Raw genomic sequence first — 17,861 nt, forward strand, 5'->3', positions numbered from 1 at the left:
CCCCTTGGAATCATCGTGATCCGCGTCGATGTCACCCTGCCCGTCAATGACCCCGCCGCACCGGATCAGCCGGCGCTGGACCGCGACCAGGTGTGGGCGGGCCTGCTGCGCAAGGCCGAGAACGCGGTGCCGTTCGTCCCCGGCATGGAGGCCTGCACCGTATTGGAGCGGGCCTCCGACGGGCTGGTCCGGGAGGTCGTCGTCAAGGGCGAGGCCATACGGGAGGACGTCACCTTCACCCCCAAGGAGCGGGTCTCCTTCTCCCGCGCCGACGACCGGGCCGCCTGGGTGATCCACAACGTGATCGGCGAGGACGCAGCCGGGGCGCTCACCCTCACCTTCATCGGCGAGATGACGGCGGGGCCGATGGCGGACGACGCCGGTGACCCGGATCCGGAGCGGAGGCGCGAAGCCCGTCCCCTCCGGGCGGCGGCGGTCGGGCGACGGAGGAGCAGCTGCGAAGCAATATGCGGCGCACGGTGAGCAACACCCTGGACGTCATCCGCCGCACGGCGGCCGGCGGGGCTGACGGCGAGGGGCGGACCTGACGGCAGGGGCGGGCCTGACAGCCGGGGGGGGGCAGGCCTGACAGGGGGGCCGAGGGCGGACCTGACGCCGCACCCAAAAGCCGACACCGCCTCACTACACCCGCCCACCCCCCGAAGGGGGGTGGGCGGCGGGGAAAAACCTGGGGGCGTGGGCGGCGGGGAAAAACCTGGGGGCCCAGGGGCGGCAGGGAAAAACCTGGGGGCCCAGGGGCGGCAGGGAGAAACCTCAGCCCCGGGCCGGCAGGGAGAAACCCACGCCCCGGGCCAGCAGGAAGAAACCCACGCCCCCGGACCGCCGGGAAAACCTGCCCCCAAGACTCACCTCACCTCACCCCACAACCGCCTCATACAAGCTGAACCCCGCCAGCAGCGCCATCACCCCCGCCGCGATCTTGGTGATGAGCTTGAGCGGGACATGCTTCATGAGCGTACGGCCGCCCAGGATGCCCAGGCCCGCCACGGCCCACAGGGCCAGGACGGCGCCGACGCCGACCGAGAGGGGGTCGTTGTAACGGGCCGCGAGGTTGGCGGTCATGATCTGGGTCAGATCGCCGAACTCGGCGACCAGGATCATCATGAAGCCCGCCCCGGAGACCTTCCAGAAGCTCTGGTCGGCGGGCTTCTTCACCTCTTCCTCGTCGTCGTGCTTCTTGAACAGCAGCACGGCGGCGCCCGCCAGGAAGAGCACACCGACCACCCCTTGGACGAGGCGGTGCGGGAGCAGGGTGAGCACGCTGCCCGCGGCGATGGCGAGCGCGACGTGCACCAGGAAGGCGGCGGCGACACCGGCGAAGACGTAGGAGGCGCGGTAGCGGGTGCCGAGCATCAGGCCGGCGAGAGCGGTCTTGTCGGGCAGCTCGGCGAGGAAGATGACGCCGAAGACGACAGCGGCGACGGTCAAGCTGAACACGGGGTGGAATACCTCGATCGGTCGGGCCGCACCAAAGGGGCCCGGGAAAGGGGTCGCTTCGGCACGGCAGCGTCAAACACTGCGGCCGAAGGTCTCGCTGGCGCGGTATGGATACGTACCGCGCTCCGGGCGCCGGCTCGCCACGTCGTCACAGCGCGTGGAACGCGCTCCACCAAGGGCGGTGGTCGGGCGACGGGAGGGCATTATGTCGACGGTCCGGCAGAGAGCTACTCCCCTTCTGCTGTTTTCAAGGGTACGCGGTGCAGCAATCCGCGCGCGACCAGTTCCAGCACCATCGCGCACGCCACCGCCTGCACCGCCAACAGGGCCACCAGGACGAACAGCTGTACCGCACCGGCCTGTACGGGCGAGGCGCCGCCGAGGAGCATGCCGACGAACGCCCCGGGGAGTGTGACCAACCCCACCGTCCGGGTCTGATCGAGCCCCGGCAGCAGCGCATCCGACGCGGCCGGGCGGGCGACCTCCATCCGGGCGTCGCGGTCCAGCAGCCCGAGCGCGAGCCCCGCCTCGAACTCCCCGCGCCGGGTCTCCAGCTCGTCCAGCGCCCGCCGCCCGCCCAGGACCGTGGCGGTCAGCGCGCCGCCGATGAGAATGCCGCTGACGGGAATCAGGCTGAGGCCGCGCGGCGGCACCAGTCCGGTCGCGAGCAGCAGGCCGACGACCGGGACGACCCCGGCGGCGATGGGTGCGGCGGCCCACCACCAGGTGCGGTTCTGGGTGATCCGGCGGCCCGCGGTCCGTACCGCCACCGTGAACATCAGCGCGAGGAAGCACAGCAGCCAGGGGACCTCGTGGACCACCCAGCCGATGAGGTAGGAGACGGCGGCGAGTTGGGCGGCCGCGCGCAGTCCGGCGACGGCGATGGCCCGGGCATGGCCGAGGTGCGCCAGTGCGGCGACGGTCACGGCGACGACCAGCAGGACGGCGAGGACGACCCCGAGGGTGACGTTGACCGGCAGCAGCACGCGATCACTGTAGGGGGACCACAGGGGGCGCATGCGCGGGAGCGACTCAACCGGAGTGCCGTTATTCACTTATGGCACTCCGTCAGCCCTTGAACTGACGTGGGCATGTCGCCACCCTGTTACCTGGTGCCCATCCCATGGCAACCCCACATCGTCACCATGGGCGCGCACCGCACGGCAACTTCCCCCCACTCCAAGGGAGTTTCGATGGCAAAGGTCTACGCGCGTCGAGTTTCCATCGCCGCGGGTTCGGCCGCGGCCCTGGTCTGCACGCTGATGCTGAGCGGCCAGACCGCCCAGGCAGCGCCGCCCAGCCCGCCCAGCGCGGCCACCGCACGGACGTACCTCACCGAGATCAAGGAGCAGCCCGAGGGCCCGCAGGACGGCTACAGCCGCGACAAGTTCCCGCACTGGATCGACCAGGGGAACAACTGCAACACCCGCGAGGTGGTGCTCAAGCGTGACGGCACCAACGTGCAGCAGGACGGCAGCTGTGCGGCGGTCAGCGGCACCTGGGTCTCCGCGTACGACGGCGCGACCTGGACCCAGGCCTCCGACCTGGACATCGACCATGTCGTACCGCTGTCGGAGGCGTGGAAGTCGGGCGCCGCGCAGTGGACCACCGCGAAGCGTCAGGAGCTCGCCAACGACCTGACGCACTCCCAGCTGATAGCTGTCACCGACAACGTCAACCAGGCCAAGGGCGACAAGGACCCGGCGAAGTGGCTGCCGTCGAAGGCGTCGTACCACTGCGAGTACGCCCGGATGTGGGTGTGGGTGAAGCACGAGTACGGCATGACCGCGGACTCCGCGGAGAAGGCCGCCCTGAAGAAGATCCTGGACGGCTGCTGACCGCACCCGCGCCCCTCAGGTGAACCGATCCTGCGCGCCCGTCGACCGGAAACCACCGGCCGGCGGGCGCGCCGCCGTCCCGGCCACCCGCCGCGCCGCCTCTGCTCCTATCCTCTGACCACGACAAGGGGAGGACACCGATGGCCGGACTGCGCTTGGGACCGCTGCTGCGGTATGTCGACGCGGACAGCGCGACGGTGTGGGTGGAGACCGACCGGCCGTGCGAGGTACGGATCCGCTGCGAGGGCGGGGCGGGCGGCGCCGAGCGCACCTGGCAGGTGGCCGGGCACCACTACGCGCTGGTCCCGGTGACCGGTCTGACGCCCGGCAGCGCGACGCCCTACCAGGTGCTGCTGGACGAGCAGCAGGTCTGGCCGCTGCCCGACAGTCACTTCCCACAGAGCACGATCCGCACCCTCCCGGCCTCCGGGGAGGAGCCGCTGCGCCTCGCCTTCGGCTCCTGCCGCTGGTCCGCGACGCCCTCGAAGGCCGCCCACGACCCGGTCGGCCCGGACGCGCTGGACACCCTCGCCGCCACTCTGGCCGCCGATCCGGACCGCGAACGTCCGGACGTACTGCTGCTGTTGGGCGACCAGGTCTACGCCGACCAGACCTCCGAGGCGACCGCCCGGGCGCTGGCCGCCCGCCGCGACCTCACCGAGCCCCCGTGGAAGCAGGTCGCCGACTACGAGGAATACACCCACCTCTACTACGAGTCCTGGACCGACCCGGAGGTCCGGTGGCTGCTGTCCACGGTCCCCAGCTGCATGATCTTCGACGACCACGATGTGATCGACGACTGGAACACCTCGGCGGCCTGGCTGGCCCGGATGCGGGCCACCACCTGGTGGCGCGAGCGGATACTGGGCGGCCTGATGTCGTACTGGGTGCATCAGCATCTGGGCAATCTCTCGCCCGCCGAGCTGGCCGTCGACGAGCTGTACGCCCAGGTGCGGGCGGTGCCCGACGGCACGGACCTGGTGCGGGAGTTCGCGGCCGACGCGAACGCCGATCCGGCGTGTGCGCGCTGGAGCTACCGCCGCGACTTCGGCCGGGTGCGCCTGGTCATGATCGACACCCGCGCCACCCGTGTCCTGGACGAGGGCAACCGCGCGATGCTCGACAAGAGCGAGGGTGAATGGCTGCGGCAGGCGGTGCTGGAGGGGCGCGGCAGCTACGACCACCTGCTGCTCGGCAGTTCGCTGCCGTGGCTGCTGCCGCATCTCATCCATGCGGCGGAGGGCTGGAACGCCGCGCTGTGCGGCGGCGAACGCGGCCCCCGCTGGGCCCGTAGAAGCGAGTTCCTGCGCCAGCGCGCCGATTTGGAGCACTGGGCGGCCTTCCCCGATTCGTTCACCGCGCTCACCGAGCTGATCGCCGAGGCCGGCTCCGGCGCAAACGCCCCGGCCACGGTCTGTGTGCTGTCCGGGGACGTGCACCATGCCTACGTGGCGGAGCCGCACTGGCGCGGCGCCGGCCAGGAGCCCACGAGCCGGGTGCTGCAGCTGACCTGCTCCCCCGTCCACAACAGCATCCCCGGCTCGCTGCAGGCCGGTTTCCGCTTCGGCTGGAGCCGGTCCGGCCGGTGGCTGGGCAAGCTGCTGGCCCGGCACGGGCGGCTGACCCGGCCGCCCGTGAAGTGGCGGCGCACGGGCGGCCCTTGGTTCGGCAATCAGCTGATGACGCTGACGCTGGTGGGCCGTACGGCGCGGATCGCCCTGGATCAGGCCCGCCGGGAGAAGCAGGGAGACGTCCGGCTCGTCACGGTCTGGCGGGATGCGGCGGCCGGTGCGCGGGTTGCCGGGGAAACCGCTGATGCGGACGTTTCCGCCCCCGGAACCGACCGGCCGAAGAGCGGATGATGCGGGCGATTCCGCATCCGTAACCGCGCGGCCGGCCACCGGCGTACAGGCGGCCGACCTGCGGATCCGGCGGATTTCTTTGCCTACCCGGGTGCTGCACCACGGGGGCCTGCGGTGATGATGGGGCGCACATTTGCTCGTCGCCCGCACTCTCGGGCGGCCCGCGCCCGCGCGCCGGCCGTCCGCCGCCCCAGGGAGAGCCCCTCTTGGCAGCCGACCACATCGCCGACCGCCACCCCCGGCCCGCCATCGCCATCGTCGGCGCGGGGCCGCGCGGGACGAGTGTGCTGGAGCGGATCTGCGCCTCGGCCGCCGAACTGGCCCCGGGCGCCCGGCTGACCGTCCATGTCATCGATCCCGCCCCGCCCGGCGCCGGCCAGGTGTGGCGCACCGCCCAGCCGCCCGAGCTGCTGATGAACACCGTGGCGTCGCAGGTCACGCTGTTCACCGACGACAGCGTGGAGTGCGCGGGCCCGATACGCACCGGGCCGAGCCTGTACGCCTGGCAGGGGTGCGAGGTCGGACCGGACGACTATCCGGGGCGCGCGCTGTACGGCCGCTATCTGGAGTGGGTGTTCCGCCACACGGTGCGCACCGCCCCCGAGGACGTGACCGTCGTGGCGCACACGGCCCGCGCGGTGCGGCTGACCGAGGCCCCCGGCGGCACCCAGTCGCTCACCCTGGACGACGGCCGGACGTTGCACGGCCTGGGGGCGGTGGTCCTCGCGCAGGGCCATCTGCCGACCGCTTTGAACCGCGAGCAGCGGCGCTCGGCCGACTACGCCGCCGGGCACGGGCTGTGCTATCTGCCGCCCGCCAACCCCGCCGATCTCTCCGCCTCTTTGGAGGCGCTGGCACCCGGGCGGCCGGTGCTGCTGCGCGGTCTCGGCCTCAACTTCTTCGATCACATGGCGCTGCTGACAACGGCCCGCGGCGGCCGGTTCGTACCGGGCGGGGACGGCGCGCTGACGTATCTGCCGTCCGGCCGCGAACCCCGGCTGTTCGCCGGGTCCCGGCGCGGCATCCCGTACCACGCGCGCGGCGACAACGCGAAGGGCGCGCACGGCCGTCATCTGCCGCTGCTGCTCACGCCGGACGTGATCGCCGGCTTCCGCAAGCGCGCCGACTCCGGCGAACTCCCCGACTTCCTGGCGGAGGTCTGGCCCCTGGTCGCCAAGGAGGTGGAGACGGTCTATTACGAGGCGCTGCTGGTGCGGCGGGGGGAGGGCGGCGACCGGTTCCGCGACCGCTTCCTGGGCAGCGCGCACCGCAGCCCCGAAGAGGCCGCCGCCCTGGACGCCTTCGGTATCGCGCCCGCCGAGCGCTGGGACTGGGACCGGGTCTCCCGGCCGCACGCGGAGCGGTCGTTCGCCGACCGGGCCGCGTTCCGCGAGTGGCTGCTGGACCATCTGCGCACGGACGTCGCCCACGCCCGGCAGGGCAATGTGTCCGGTCCGGTCAAGGCGGCCCTCGATGTGCTGCGGGATCTGCGCAACGAGCTGCGGCAGATCGTCGACCACGGCGGACTGGCCGGCGCGTCCCGCCGCGACCATCTGGACCGCTGGTACACCCCGCTCAACGCCTTTCTGTCCATCGGGCCGCCGCGGCGCCGGATAGCGGAGATGGCGGCGCTGATCGAGGCGGGGGTGCTGGAGGTGGTCGGCCCCCGTATGACGGTCCGGCTCGGCGCCGATGACGGCCGCGGGCCCGGTTTCACGGCGTACTCGCCGGACGTTCCGGGGTCCGAGGTGACGGCGACGGCGCTGATCGAGGCGCGGCTGCCGGAGCCGGATCTACGGCGTACCGCGGACGAGCTGCTGTCGCGGCTGCTGGCCGACGGCGGCTGCCGGCCGCACCTCGCGGACGGCTACGAGACCGGCGGGCTCGATGTGTCGCCCAGTCCGTACCACCTTGTGGAGGCGGACGGCAGGCACCATCCGCGGCGTTTCGCGGTGGGGGTTCCTACGGAGGGCGTGCACTGGGTGACGGCGGCGGGGGCGCGGCCCGGGGTGGGGTCGGTCACGCTGGCCGACACCGATGCGGTGGCGCGGGCGGCGCTGCGGGCCGCGGTCGAGGAGGCCGTCGAGGGCGCGGGCGCGGCTGGTTCGGACCAAAGGTCCCATTTGACCAACGATTGAACTTGCAAGTACTGGTTAGGCGCCCCTAACCTGTGCCTCCACGGTTACCTCTTCGTCCCCAGAAGCCGTAGGAGTCCCCCACATGTCCGCACCGTTGAACTCGTTCACCCAGAGAGCCACCCCGCACGTGCTCGCGCTCTTCCGCGTCGTCGTCGGGCTGCTCTTCGCCTGCCACGGGGCGTCCTCGCTCTTCGGCGTCCTCGGTGGCGCGATGGGCCAGGGCGGCACCGTCCCCACCGGCGCCTGGCCCGGCTGGTTCGCCGCCGTGATCCAGCTGGCCGGCGGCATCCTCGTGATGCTCGGCCTGGGCACCCGCGCCGCGGCGTTCATCAGCTCCGGCTCGATGGCCTACGCGTACTTCTCCGCCCACCAGGGCACGGCGCTGTGGCCGATACAGAACGGCGGCGAGGCGTCCGCGATGTTCTGCTGGGCCTTCCTGCTGATCTTCTTCATCGGCCCCGGCGCCTGGGCGCTCGACCGCGTCTTCTTCGGCGAGCGCGAGCGGACGGCGACCCCAGCCGCCCAGCAGGAGCCTTCCGCCGCCTGATCCGCGGACGGCGGGACCTCGTCCCGGTGCTTTCCACACGGCCCGTACGGCATCTCCGCCGTACGGGCCGTGCCGCGTCCACGGGCGCGGTGACACTTCCAACACAGTCCACCCCACGCCTCCCGGCCACAGAAGCCAGGCGTACGCTGTATGGCTGTAGAGCCGCCCCTGCCGCACCGAGCGACGTCGCGGCGGGGTTCGGACCGGGAGTAGGACGTTGTTGGAAAGCCTGGGGTCCCTCAGCGGCACCCCTTGGGTCTATGTGATCGTCAGCCTCTCGATCGTTCTCGATGTGTTCGTACCGATCCTGCCCAGCGGGGTCCTGGTGATCGCCGCGGCCACCACGGCCGCCGGTACCAGCACCGCGGTCGGCGGCGTCGATGTCGCCTCGTCCGTCCACGGTGGCGCCCCTCTGGCCCAGATGTTCTCCCTGGTGCTCTGCGCGGCCACCGCCTCGGTGCTCGGCGACATGGTCGCCTACCGGCTCGCCTGGCGCGGCGGCGACCGCTTCGACCGGACCATCGGCCGCTCCCGTCGGCTGACGGCGGCGCAGAAAAGGCTCGGCACGGCGCTGACGCGAGGCGGTGGCGGCATCGTCGTTCTGGCCCGCTTCGCACCCGCCGGGCGGTCCGTGGTCAGCCTGGGCGCCGGCGTCGCACACCGTACGGTCCGCGAGTTCCTCCCCTGGTCCGCCCTGGCCGGCCTTGCCTGGGCCGCCTACAGCGTGAGCCTCGGCTACTTCGGCGGCCACTGGCTCGGCATGTCCTGGGTGAGCCCCGCGCTCTCCGTCGTCGCCCTCTTCGCCGCCGGATCGGCCGCGGCCTTCCTGATGCGCCGTCCGGACCGCGGCACCGCGCACTGACCGCACGGCGGAAAACTCCTGGCCGGTTGTCAGACCCCGGTGCGACGATGAAGAACATGAGCGGTACGAACGACACCGACGCCTCGAACGACCCGCACAACGACGCCGCGAACAACGCCTCGAACGACGCCTCGAACGACGCCGGCGGCAACACCCCGGCAGCCCCTGCCGTCAGCATCCGCAGCTGGCATCCGCGCCCCGAGACCACCGACGACATACCGGCCGTCCGCCGGGTCAACCTCGGCGCCTTCGGGACGGCCGAAGAGGCGGATCTCGTCGATGCCCTGCGCCGCGACCCGTCCGCCTGGCTGCCCGGACTCTCCTACGTCGCCGACGCGCCGGACGGCACCCCGGCCGCTCATGCCCTGCTGACGCGCTGTCATATCGACGATGCCCCGGCCGTCGCGCTCGCCCCGTGCGCGGTGCTGCCCGAGTACCAGAAGCACGGTGCGGGCGGTGCGGTGATCCGGGCGCTCCTGGAGGCCGCCCGGGCGGCCGGCGAGCGGACCGCGATCGTGCTCGGCCATCCCCTGTATTACCCACGCTTCGGGTTCGCACCGGCCGCCGGCCGGTTCGGCATCCTGCCTCCGCAGCCCTGGCCCGACGAGGCCTTCATGGCGCTGTCCCTGGACGGCTCCATACCCCCGCGCGGCACGGTGCGCTACGCGGGGGCGTTCGGCATCGACTGACCTCGGCCCGGCGCCGCCCCTCCGCGGCGCCACCGAGCCGGGCCGTCCTGCTCCCGCCCCGGTGCGGACCAGGTGCGATCCCGATACGGAGTAAAGTCGACCGTCACACCACTCCCGTCCCACCGCCCCCTGCGAGCGCCCGCCGCTCCCCCGGCGCCGGACCGGCGCCGCATCAGGGCGGCCCCATGGGAGGGGTCCGAACCACACACGCGAGGCACATTTCGGTGAACGCACCACCGGTCGTCGAATGGACCGAGGCCGACCGGCCCCGTTCCGCCCGTTGGCGCTCCGAAAACGGCTCCCCGCCGCCCCGTCGTATCGTCATCGCCGACGACCGGACGAAGGCCGACGAGGCGTACAAACTCGCCTGCGAGGGCACCGCGCTGCTGTGGCGCGGCGATTTCCACAACGCCCGCCAGCTGCTGACCGCGCTGGCCCGCCGCATCGACCGCCGCCCCCGCAAGGCGCCGCCCGCCGATGTCACCCAGGCGTTCCATCTGCACCGCGCCGCGCAGAACCAGCGCGCCCGCATCCTGGGCATGCTGTTGATCCCCCTCGACGCGACCTACGCGGTCCCGCTGCACCGCGCCCCTGACGTCCGCGAGGCCTGCACCAGGGCGTACGGCCCCGGGGAGCCCACCCCCGGGACGGCATCCGGCGCCACCGAGGGCTCGGACCTCGCCGCCTCGGACCCGACGCTGTCCCCGGACCCCACCGCCCCCTCGGACCCCACCGCCCCCTCGGACCCCACGGCCTCCCTCGTCTCCCTGCGTGAGCTCCTCGGCCTCATCGGCGCCAACGAATGGCGCAGGAAGGGCGTGGAGATCCCGGCGCTCGGCGGCGACCGGATCCATCCGCACTACGGCGTCTTCTCGCCGGCCCGCGGCGAATATGTCGACCTGGTCGCCGAGGCACCGCTGCCCTCCCAGGAGCTGGCGTTCGACATCGGCACCGGTACCGGCGTACTGGCCTCGGTGCTCGCCCGGCGCGGCGTCCGCAGGGTCGTGGCCACCGACCAGGACCCTCGCGCGCTGGCCTGCGCCCGGGAGAACACCGAACGGCTGGGCGTCGCCGGGCAGGTGGAGGTGGTCGAGGCCGATCTGTTCCCGGCCGGCCGCGCCCCACTGGTCGTCTGCAACCCCCCGTGGGTGCCCGCCAAACCGACCTCCCCCGTGGAACACGCGGTCTACGACCCGGGCAACCGCATGCTGCACGGCTTCCTGGACGGCCTCGCGGACCATCTGACCACGGACGGCGAGGGCTGGCTGATCCTCTCCGACCTGGCGGAACACCTCGGCCTGCGCCCGCACGCCGAACTCCTCGATGCGTTCGCCAAGGCCGGCCTCACGGTCCTGGACCGACTCGACATCACCCCGCGCCATCCGCGCGCCCGTGACACCTCCGACCCGCTCCATGTGGCCCGCGCGGCCGAGGTCACGTCCCTGTGGCGCCTGGGCGCCGCACGCGATGGTGAGCCCGACCCGCACCAGGACGCGTCCCGCTCCGACTGAAAGCCCTGAAGCCGCGACCTCAAGGCGTGCCTTTTGTCCGAAGGCGTGCCTTTGGGGCGCCGGCGCGTCTTTGGGTCGCCGGCGTGTCATTGGGTCGCCGGCCCGGGCTGATCCGAACGGCACGCCCTAAGGCCGCAGCCCCGCACACGCATTGCGTACGTAACGCCGCCAGTCCCCGGCGTTGTTACGGATCACCGCCGCCAGCCCGCACACGATCATCACCACATCGCCGACCTCGACGTCCGGGCGCACCGTGCCCTCCTCCTTGGCGCGGGCGAGCAGTTGACCCGCGACCGTCTCGGCCCGGGCCCGCCCCTCCCCGGTCGGCTCGGTGGAGCCGAACGCCGCCTCGATCGACGCCGACAGCCCGCGCTCGGCGCTGAGCACCTCGCCGATGTGCTCGATATAGGCGGCCAGCCCGTCGGCGGCCGCCGCACTCGGCAGACAACGGGTACGGCCGAACTCCACGATCTCCGCCTGGCGTTGCTCGCCCACGGCGGCTATCAGGGCGGCCCGGCTGGGGAAGTGCCGGTAGACCGTCCCGATGCCCACCCCCGCCGCGCGGGCGACCTCGGGCATCTGCGCCTCGTCGCCGCGCGCACGGAACACCTCCCGCGCGGCGTCCAGCACACGGGTGCGGTTGCGCTCGGCGTCGGCGCGCGGCCTGCGGTGAGGGGTGGGGGAGGTCGAAGAGGGTGCCACATCGCCGATGCTACTGCTACGCTCATTAAACGGAATCGGATTCCGATTCCACATATCGCGCGCACAGACGTGCAGCGGATCCGGCGTGCATCCACGGCGGATCCGCACAAGATCCGGAGGACCCCGGAGAGAGGACCGGCGATCACCATGTCCAAGGAGCGCTTCCACGTCCTGCAGCCCGGCGAACGGCGACCGGGACGCGTCCCCCTGCCGCCCGGCTTCGCCGTCAAGGCCCGTACCACCGACACCGAGGGCCGGCTCGCCATCCTGGAGAACCAGCTCGATGTCGACATCCCGCCGCACATCCACCACGAGGCCGATGAATTCGTCTACGTCCTCGAAGGCGAGATGGAGGTCGACTTCGACGGCGCGACCTACCGCCTCACCCCCGGCATGTGCACCCTGCTGCCGCACGGCGTCCCGCACGCCCTGCGCAACGCCTCGCAGCCGCCCGCCCGCTGTCTGCAGATCTCCTCGCCGGGCGGCTGGGAGCAGTTCGTGGAGGACATGTTCGAGGCCGGACCGGTCGTCATGAAGGGCGGCCACCCCGACCTCGGCCGTCTCAACGAGATCGGCGCGAAATACGGCATGGAGTACCACGACTGAGCCGCGGGGGCCCCGGGCCGTACCGGGCAACCCGCCGATCGGGCACGATGGACGCACCATGGATCCCCGGCACCTCCTCTCCCGCGCCCGTCGGCTCGCCGCCTCCGCGACTCCCGCCCGGCGCCGGCTGCTCGGCATCACCGGACCGCCCGGCGCCGGCAAGTCCACCCTCGCCGCCCACCTCGTGGCCGAGCTGGCCGGACAGGCGGCGCTCGTCCCGATGGACGGTTTCCATCTCGCCGAGGCGGAGTTGCACCGCCTCGGCCGTACGGACCGCAAGGGCGCGCCGGACACCTTCGACCCCGCCGGATACGCGGCGTTGCTGGCGCGCCTGCGCTCCCCGGAGCCGGACACCGCCGTTTACGCCCCGGCCTTCGACCGCCGTATCGAGGAACCGGTCGCCGGCAGCATCCCCGTGGCACCGCATGTCCCGCTCATCGTCACCGAGGGCAATTACCTCCTCCTCGGCTCCCCTCCCTGGTCGCGGATCCGCACCCTGCTCGACGAGGTCTGGTACGTGGAGCTGGACGCCGCGGAGCGGATCCGGCGGCTGGTCGACCGCCATGAGCGCTTCGGGCGCCCGCGCGCCGACGCCGAGCGGTTCGTGCACGCCTCGGACGAGGCCAACGCCCGTGTCGTGGCGGCCACTCGCGACCGCGCCGACCTCGTCATCACCTTTACGCCCGAAGAAGCCCCGCCTCCACCGGGCGAATAGCCCCCTCCCCTGCTCCGTCGCCCCTACCTGCCGGCGAGCAGACCGGCCACCGACAGCGCACCCCACCCCACGGACACCGCCGCCGCCTTCAGCTTCCGGTCCCGGCCCGGCAGCGTCGCACCGAGCAGTACGGCGTCCCCGAAGTCCGCCGCGATCCGTACATACGCGGCGGTGCGCAGCGCCGGCCCCCGGGGAGCCAGCGCCATCGCCAGCCCGCTCGCCGCGTCCCGCCAGGCCAGCGGGCGCAGCGAGGTCCGGGTCGCCCGCGCGATCCGCCCCTCGTCATCGACCAGCCCCGAGGGCCGCGCCAGCAGATCGGGCACCGCCGTCACCGCCACCCCGTACACAGCAGTGGCCACCCCGACCGCACGCAACAGACCCACTTTCATCCGCCGTCCCGCCTTTCTCGCCGATCAATCGCGCGGGTCTCGGCATGCCCGCCGCCTCATCAACTCCTTTCCGTCATCGCACCCTTCCCAAACGACATCACCGATGTCATCATGACATTATGAGTGTCGTTGAGGTGGAGGGTGACGGGGGACCGACGCCGCCCGAAGACTTGCTGTACGGCGTCATCCGACGCCTGTGGCCGCTGCACCGCACGGTCGTGCGCGCGGTGGAGCGTGAGCTGACGGGCACGGGCATGACCGCCGGTGAACACGCACTGCTGGACGCCCTGCGCACCGAAGGCCCCCGGACCGTGCCGCAGTTGGCGCGCTCGATGGGGCTCGACCGACAGCCGGTGCAGCGCTGGGTGAACCACGCCGCGGAGCTGGGCCTGGTCGTGACGGCACCGAATCCCGCACACCGCCGCTCGTCCCTGATCCAGCTCACCACCGAAGGCACGGAGGTGATACGCGGGATCCAGGAGTTCGAGGCGACGGAGCTGCGGCAGCGGCTGGCCGATCTGCCCGCCGAGGACATCCGCACCGCACTGCATGTACTCGACCGGATCGGCGAGGAATTCCGGCACCTGGCGAACGGCTCACGCGTTCCACGGGAGGAAGCCGACAGTCAGGGCAGTCAGGGCAGTCAGGGCAGTTACGACAGTCGCGGCATTAGCGGCAGTAAGCAGTAAGCAGTAACGGCAACTCAGCCGATGACAACCCACCCACCCCACCGCATCTGGCACGCAAAGGACGGCCCGGAGAATGACCCGACCAATCACCGCCTGGTCCGAGATCGACAACGGGATCGTGCCGGTCGACGACGGCGAGCTGTTCTACGAGACGGCCGGCGCGGGCCCCGCGGTGGTGCTGCTGCACGGCGGCATGCTCGACCAGCACATGTGGGACGAGCAGTTCGCCTGGCTGGTGAACTCCGGCCTGCGCGCGATCCGCTACGACTCCCGCGGCCATGGCCTGTCCTCCACCGTGACCGGGGACTACGCCAACCATGACGACCTGTGCGCGTTGCTCGACGCGCTCGATGTCCCCAGCGCCGTCCTCGTCGGCCTCTCCCACGGTGCGCGGGTCGCGCTGGACGCCGCCATGGCCCACCCGGACCGGGTGACGGCCCTTGCGCTCGCCTCCCCCGGGGTCAGCGGCCGCGCCTTCACCGATCCCTTCGTCCTGGCACACATCAGGGAGCAGGTGGCAGCCATCGGCGCACCGGACGGCGCGGAGCGGTATGTCGAGCACTTCCTGCGGATGTGGGTGGACGGGCCGCATCGCGAACCGTCCGCCGTGCACCCGGGATTCCGCGAGCGGATGCGCGCATCGGCCGAGGCCAATGTGGAGGTGCACGCCGATGGAGTGGGCGCCGGTATGCCTCTGGAAGTCGGCGCCGCCGACCGCCTGGGCGAGATCCGGGTGCCGACGGTCGTGTTCGACGGCGACCTCGACAGTACGGACATCTCCGCCAACGCCCATGCGATAGCGCTGACCGTGCCCCGCGCCCGAAGAGTCCGAATACCGGGCGCGGGCCATATGGTCAACCTGGAGAACACCACCCTCTTTGACCATGAACTGCACGCCTTTCTCTCCTCCTTGGACTACTGACTTCGCGGCACCACCGACCACCCTCACCTGCGGGAACGCCCCCACAAACGCCACCTCTCCCCGACGGCCGCTAGAGTGGCCGGGCCGTGGTGTTCGGGAAGACCGGTGACGGACCTTGTGGTCCCAGGCCGGAGCGGCCCTCGCCACTGTGATCGGGGAGTTTCCAGCCCTTTCCGTATGCGCCCGGTGCGTGTACGGCGCCACTGACCGCACCCCGCGGCCGGGAAGGCGGGGACGGACACGTGTACCCGTAAGCCAGGAGACCGGCCACGGCATCTCACGAACTGATCCACGAGGTGCTGGAGCGTGACCGCCGGATGGCCCTGTCCACCGATACCCCGAACACCCCTGCCCCCGCCGCATTCCGCTGGCGCCGGCAGGACACCATCCGTACCGCGGGCCTGATGGCCGTCATAGCCGGCCTGCACGTCGTCGCCTTCGGCGTGCTCTTCCTGCTCGTGGTCCCGAACCACTACTCCGTCGGAAACCAGGTCTTCGGCGTGGGCCTCGGCATCACCGCGTACACCCTCGGTATGCGGCATGCCTTCGACGCCGATCACATCGCCGCGATCGACAACACCACCCGCAAGCTGATGGCCGACGGCAAACGGCCGGTCTCGGTGGGCTTCTGGTTCGCCCTCGGCCACTCCAGCGTGGTCGTCGTGATGGCCGCCCTGGTAGCGGGCGGCGCCCAGCTCGCCGGCACCCTGCTCAACGACCAGTCCCGTACCCACCAAATCCTGGGCACCATCGGCACCACGGTCTCCGGAACGTTCCTCTACCTCATCGCCGCCCTCAACCTCATCGCACTGGCCGGGATCTGGCGGGTCTTCCGCGGGATGCGCGACGGCCGCTACGACGAGACCGAGCTGGAACAGCGCCTCGATTCACGCGGCTTCATGAACCGCTTCCTGGGACGGTTCACCCGCTCGATCTCCCGCCCCGGCCAGATGTTCCCGCTCGGCTTCCTCTTCGGACTCGGCTTCGACACCGCCACCGAAGTAACCCTGATGGTGATGGCCGGCAGCGGCGCCGCGGCCGGCCTTCCCTGGTACGCCGTGCTGTGTCTGCCGCTGCTGTTCGCCGCAGGCATGAGCCTGTTCGACACCCTCGACGGCACCTTCATGAACTTCGCCTACCAGTGGGCGTTCTCCAACCCCGTGCGCAAGGTCTACTACAACCTCACCATCACCGGACTGTCGATCGCCGTCGCCTTCTTCATCGGCACCATCGAGCTGGTGACCGTACTGCACGACAAACTCGCCCTCAACGACCCACTGACCGGCTGGATTTCCGCCCTCGACCTGGACAATGTCGGCTTCATCATCGTCGGCCTGTTCGTGGTGGTGTGGGCCGCGGCGCTGGCGTACTGGCGCCTGGCCGGCGTCGAAAAGCGCTGGGCACAGCGGGCCGAGCGGACGGACTCGGCAGACCGGCCGACGTCAGCCTCCTCAACCATCTGAGCCCTCTGGCGTCCGGGGCACCCCGCGCCCCTGGAGCCCCGTACGTACACCGTCGGGGCCCCGGGGCCAGGGGGCCAGGGATCCCGGCCGGCCTGGCCAGGAACTTCCCGTCACCTGCCCAACGCGGCCGCCGCCTCCGTCACCTGCCCAAGCCGGGCACCACGCCTCTCACGTGGCCGAACCGGCCGCCGCCCCCGTCACCAGATCCGGCCCCCAGCGCTTCAGAGCCGCCGCGAGATCGAGCGGGCCCAGCCGGTTCACCTGGTCCGGGCCCGGCCAGTCCTTCCGCGGGACCCGCCACATCACCTCGAACTCATTGCCGTCCGGGTCCTTGCCGTACAGGGACTTGGCGACAAGGTGGTCGCTGGCGCCCGCCAAGGAGCCGCGCCCGGTGAGCTCCGCCTCGGTCGCGGCGAGTTCGCCGAGTGTGCCGACCTCCCAGGCCAGGTGGTAGAGCCCGACCCGCCCGGCCTCCGGCCCCGGCGCGTCGGGGCCCACCGCGAACAGCCCCAGATCGTGATCGTTGAGCGAGCCGGGCGCGCTGAGGAAAGCGGCCCGTCCCGGTATCTCGACATCCACCGTGAGCCCCAGGGCCTCGGTGTAAAAGGCGACGGACCGCGCCACATCCCGGACATACAGCACCGCATGATTGAGCCGACGTACGGCCATAAGACTGTTCCCCGATCTCCCGCCGCGACACCGCCCGGGCGCCACGGCACTCGTCGTCCTGCCTCTGCTCTGCTTCGCTCTACTTCTGCTCTACTTCGCCCACCTCGGCCTGCCCAGTAGGTCTCCGGCCGGAGTTCGAGCGGCCGGAGACCCGGCAGTGGCGCACTTCTCGCCCTCAGGCCGAGGCGCTCACCTCCCGGGGCGCTCCCCGGGGTTCACTTCCGGACGAGCAGCACCCCTCCGGCGATCACTACACCCAGCAGCAACGCCGCCACGCCGTAGGCCAGTCGGTGCGCACGCAGACCGGGCAGCGCGCGGTCGATGGCGTAGCGACCGGGGCCGGTCAGCGCCAGGGCGGCCGCGCCGGCGGTCAGCAGCAGCTCGTACTCCACGCCCTTGGGCGCGAAGAAGCCGCCGCCCCACTTCACGGCGAGTGCGTTGATCATCGTGCCGACCACCGCCGCGCCGGCAAGCGGCGTGAGCAGACCGACCACGAGCCCGAGCCCACCGAGCGTCTCGCTGAGACCGGCGACGACGGCCATGGCCCGGCCCGACGGATAGCCACTCATCGTGAAGAACTGCCCGGTCGCGTCCAGCCCCGGACCGCCGAACCAGCCGAACAGCTTCTGGGCGCCGTGCGCCGCCATGGTCAGCCCGAGCGCGAGCCGCAGCAGGAGCAGCCCGGTGTCGTAGCCGTGCAGAGAGGGTGCGTGGCGCGTCGATGCGCCGACGCGGGAGGACTCGAGAGTGCTGAGCGGGAACGTCATACGGAGCGCTCTTTCCCATGTCGGGGACCGGCAG

At 71.7% G+C, this 17,861-nt stretch carries 19 protein-coding genes and 1 riboswitch; of the genes, 13 read left to right on the plus strand and 6 right to left on the minus strand.

Annotation, left to right across the window (positions count from 1 at the left end; genetic code table 11):
- The first annotated feature begins 15 nt into the window (after positions 1 to 15).
- The gene (locus tag DY245_RS10260; RefSeq protein WP_181923604.1) at positions 16 to 483 is read left to right on the plus strand and encodes an SRPBCC family protein; all 468 of its coding nucleotides are present in this window, start codon (positions 16 to 18) and stop codon (positions 481 to 483) included.
- Positions 484 to 876: 393 nt separating this feature from the next.
- Here the strand turns inward: DY245_RS10260 and DY245_RS10270 are convergent, their stop codons facing one another.
- Together DY245_RS10270 and DY245_RS10275 are read right to left on the minus strand one after the other, a co-directional pair.
- Positions 877 to 1,458, minus strand: coding sequence for a TMEM165/GDT1 family protein (locus tag DY245_RS10270; RefSeq protein WP_128505825.1), 582 nt, complete (start codon positions 1,456 to 1,458; stop codon positions 877 to 879).
- Positions 1,459 to 1,685: 227 nt separating this feature from the next.
- Positions 1,686 to 2,444: an ABC transporter permease gene (locus DY245_RS10275; protein ID WP_128505828.1), complete on the minus strand. Its 759-nt coding sequence runs from the start codon at positions 2,442 to 2,444 to the stop codon at positions 1,686 to 1,688.
- A gap of 207 nt (positions 2,445 to 2,651) precedes the next feature.
- Here DY245_RS10275 and DY245_RS10280 point away from each other — a divergent pair, with 207 nt between their 5' ends.
- From DY245_RS10280 to DY245_RS10310, 7 genes are all read left to right on the plus strand, one after another.
- Positions 2,652 to 3,296 (plus strand): HNH endonuclease family protein, encoded by a 645-nt coding sequence (locus DY245_RS10280; RefSeq protein WP_128505830.1) that lies wholly within the window; start codon positions 2,652 to 2,654, stop codon positions 3,294 to 3,296.
- Between the two features lie 140 nt (positions 3,297 to 3,436).
- The gene (locus tag DY245_RS10285; protein ID WP_128505832.1) at positions 3,437 to 5,158 is read left to right on the plus strand and encodes an alkaline phosphatase D family protein; all 1,722 of its coding nucleotides are present in this window, start codon (positions 3,437 to 3,439) and stop codon (positions 5,156 to 5,158) included.
- Between the two features lie 206 nt (positions 5,159 to 5,364).
- Positions 5,365 to 7,296, plus strand: a complete 1,932-nt coding sequence (locus DY245_RS10290; protein ID WP_128505834.1) for an FAD/NAD(P)-binding protein — start codon at positions 5,365 to 5,367, stop codon at positions 7,294 to 7,296.
- Between the two features lie 82 nt (positions 7,297 to 7,378).
- Positions 7,379 to 7,843 carry a DoxX family protein gene (locus tag DY245_RS10295; protein ID WP_128505836.1) on the plus strand — a complete coding sequence of 155 codons (465 nt, stop codon included), beginning with the start codon at positions 7,379 to 7,381 and terminating at the stop codon, positions 7,841 to 7,843.
- A gap of 217 nt (positions 7,844 to 8,060) precedes the next feature.
- Positions 8,061 to 8,705: a DedA family protein gene (locus DY245_RS10300; protein ID WP_128505838.1), complete on the plus strand. Its 645-nt coding sequence runs from the start codon at positions 8,061 to 8,063 to the stop codon at positions 8,703 to 8,705.
- A gap of 56 nt (positions 8,706 to 8,761) precedes the next feature.
- On the plus strand, positions 8,762 to 9,394 hold the full coding sequence (locus DY245_RS10305) for a GNAT family N-acetyltransferase (protein ID WP_128505840.1): 633 nt from the start codon (positions 8,762 to 8,764) through the stop codon (positions 9,392 to 9,394).
- Between the two features lie 224 nt (positions 9,395 to 9,618).
- The gene (locus DY245_RS10310) at positions 9,619 to 10,905 is read left to right on the plus strand and encodes a methyltransferase (protein ID WP_128505842.1); all 1,287 of its coding nucleotides are present in this window, start codon (positions 9,619 to 9,621) and stop codon (positions 10,903 to 10,905) included.
- A gap of 126 nt (positions 10,906 to 11,031) precedes the next feature.
- Here the strand turns inward: DY245_RS10310 and DY245_RS10315 are convergent, their stop codons facing one another.
- Entirely contained in the window at positions 11,032 to 11,607 is a 576-nt protein-coding gene (locus DY245_RS10315) for a TetR/AcrR family transcriptional regulator (RefSeq protein ID WP_128505844.1), read from the minus strand.
- A 147-nt stretch (positions 11,608 to 11,754) separates the two neighbouring features.
- Between DY245_RS10315 and DY245_RS10320 the strand changes: the two genes are divergently transcribed.
- Positions 11,755 to 12,213: a cupin domain-containing protein gene (locus DY245_RS10320; protein WP_128505846.1), complete on the plus strand. Its 459-nt coding sequence runs from the start codon at positions 11,755 to 11,757 to the stop codon at positions 12,211 to 12,213.
- 58 nt (positions 12,214 to 12,271) lie between these two features.
- A complete protein-coding gene (locus tag DY245_RS10325; protein WP_128505848.1) occupies positions 12,272 to 12,928 on the plus strand; it encodes a nucleoside/nucleotide kinase family protein in 657 nt (218 codons plus the stop codon).
- 23 nt (positions 12,929 to 12,951) lie between these two features.
- On the opposite strand, the gene DY245_RS10330 is transcribed toward DY245_RS10325, so the two are convergent.
- Positions 12,952 to 13,317, minus strand: coding sequence for a hypothetical protein (locus tag DY245_RS10330; protein ID WP_128505850.1), 366 nt, complete (start codon positions 13,315 to 13,317; stop codon positions 12,952 to 12,954).
- A 119-nt stretch (positions 13,318 to 13,436) separates the two neighbouring features.
- Here DY245_RS10330 and DY245_RS10335 point away from each other — a divergent pair, with 119 nt between their 5' ends.
- The 3 genes from DY245_RS10335 to nicT all read left to right on the plus strand — a co-directional run bounded on the left by DY245_RS10335 (position 13,437) and on the right by nicT (position 16,391).
- Positions 13,437 to 14,006 carry a MarR family winged helix-turn-helix transcriptional regulator gene (locus DY245_RS10335; RefSeq protein ID WP_128505852.1) on the plus strand — a complete coding sequence of 190 codons (570 nt, stop codon included), beginning with the start codon at positions 13,437 to 13,439 and terminating at the stop codon, positions 14,004 to 14,006.
- Positions 14,007 to 14,079: 73 nt separating this feature from the next.
- Positions 14,080 to 14,928, plus strand: a complete 849-nt coding sequence (locus DY245_RS10340) for an alpha/beta fold hydrolase (protein ID WP_128505854.1) — start codon at positions 14,080 to 14,082, stop codon at positions 14,926 to 14,928.
- A 70-nt stretch (positions 14,929 to 14,998) separates the two neighbouring features.
- Positions 14,999 to 15,214: riboswitch (cobalamin riboswitch) on the plus strand.
- 31 nt (positions 15,215 to 15,245) lie between these two features.
- Positions 15,246 to 16,391 carry a Nickel transporter NicT gene (nicT, locus tag DY245_RS10345; RefSeq protein ID WP_128505949.1) on the plus strand — a complete coding sequence of 382 codons (1,146 nt, stop codon included), beginning with the start codon at positions 15,246 to 15,248 and terminating at the stop codon, positions 16,389 to 16,391.
- A 168-nt stretch (positions 16,392 to 16,559) separates the two neighbouring features.
- On the opposite strand, the gene DY245_RS10350 is transcribed toward nicT, so the two are convergent.
- Together DY245_RS10350 and DY245_RS10355 are read right to left on the minus strand one after the other, a co-directional pair.
- Positions 16,560 to 17,060 (minus strand): VOC family protein, encoded by a 501-nt coding sequence (locus DY245_RS10350; RefSeq protein WP_128505856.1) that lies wholly within the window; start codon positions 17,058 to 17,060, stop codon positions 16,560 to 16,562.
- A gap of 215 nt (positions 17,061 to 17,275) precedes the next feature.
- The gene (locus DY245_RS10355; protein ID WP_128505858.1) at positions 17,276 to 17,827 is read right to left on the minus strand and encodes a DoxX family protein; all 552 of its coding nucleotides are present in this window, start codon (positions 17,825 to 17,827) and stop codon (positions 17,276 to 17,278) included.
- Positions 17,828 to 17,861 lie beyond the last annotated feature (34 nt).

The organism is Streptomyces inhibens, from assembly GCF_003389455.1.
Classification (GTDB): Bacteria; Actinomycetota; Actinomycetes; order Streptomycetales; family Streptomycetaceae; genus Streptomyces; species Streptomyces inhibens.

Excerpts from the sequence above, each read along its gene's own strand:
- DY245_RS10280 (WP_128505830.1), top strand. The coding sequence starts at position 2,652 with ATGGCAAAGGTCTACGCGCGTCGAGTTTCCATCGCCGCGGGTTCGGCC.
- DY245_RS10285 (WP_128505832.1), top strand. The coding sequence starts at position 3,437 with ATGGCCGGACTGCGCTTGGGACCGCTGCTGCGGTATGTCGACGCGGAC.
- DY245_RS10295 (WP_128505836.1), top strand. The coding sequence starts at position 7,379 with ATGTCCGCACCGTTGAACTCGTTCACCCAGAGAGCCACCCCGCACGTG.
- DY245_RS10305 (WP_128505840.1), top strand. The coding sequence starts at position 8,762 with ATGAGCGGTACGAACGACACCGACGCCTCGAACGACCCGCACAACGAC.
- DY245_RS10320 (WP_128505846.1), top strand. The coding sequence starts at position 11,755 with ATGTCCAAGGAGCGCTTCCACGTCCTGCAGCCCGGCGAACGGCGACCG.
- DY245_RS10325 (WP_128505848.1), top strand. The coding sequence starts at position 12,272 with ATGGATCCCCGGCACCTCCTCTCCCGCGCCCGTCGGCTCGCCGCCTCC.
- DY245_RS10330 (WP_128505850.1), bottom strand. The coding sequence starts at position 13,317 with ATGAAAGTGGGTCTGTTGCGTGCGGTCGGGGTGGCCACTGCTGTGTAC.
- DY245_RS10335 (WP_128505852.1), top strand. The coding sequence starts at position 13,437 with ATGAGTGTCGTTGAGGTGGAGGGTGACGGGGGACCGACGCCGCCCGAA.
- DY245_RS10340 (WP_128505854.1), top strand. The coding sequence starts at position 14,080 with ATGACCCGACCAATCACCGCCTGGTCCGAGATCGACAACGGGATCGTG.
- nicT (WP_128505949.1), top strand. The coding sequence starts at position 15,246 with ATGGCCCTGTCCACCGATACCCCGAACACCCCTGCCCCCGCCGCATTC.
- DY245_RS10350 (WP_128505856.1), bottom strand. The coding sequence starts at position 17,060 with ATGGCCGTACGTCGGCTCAATCATGCGGTGCTGTATGTCCGGGATGTG.
- DY245_RS10355 (WP_128505858.1), bottom strand. The coding sequence starts at position 17,827 with ATGACGTTCCCGCTCAGCACTCTCGAGTCCTCCCGCGTCGGCGCATCG.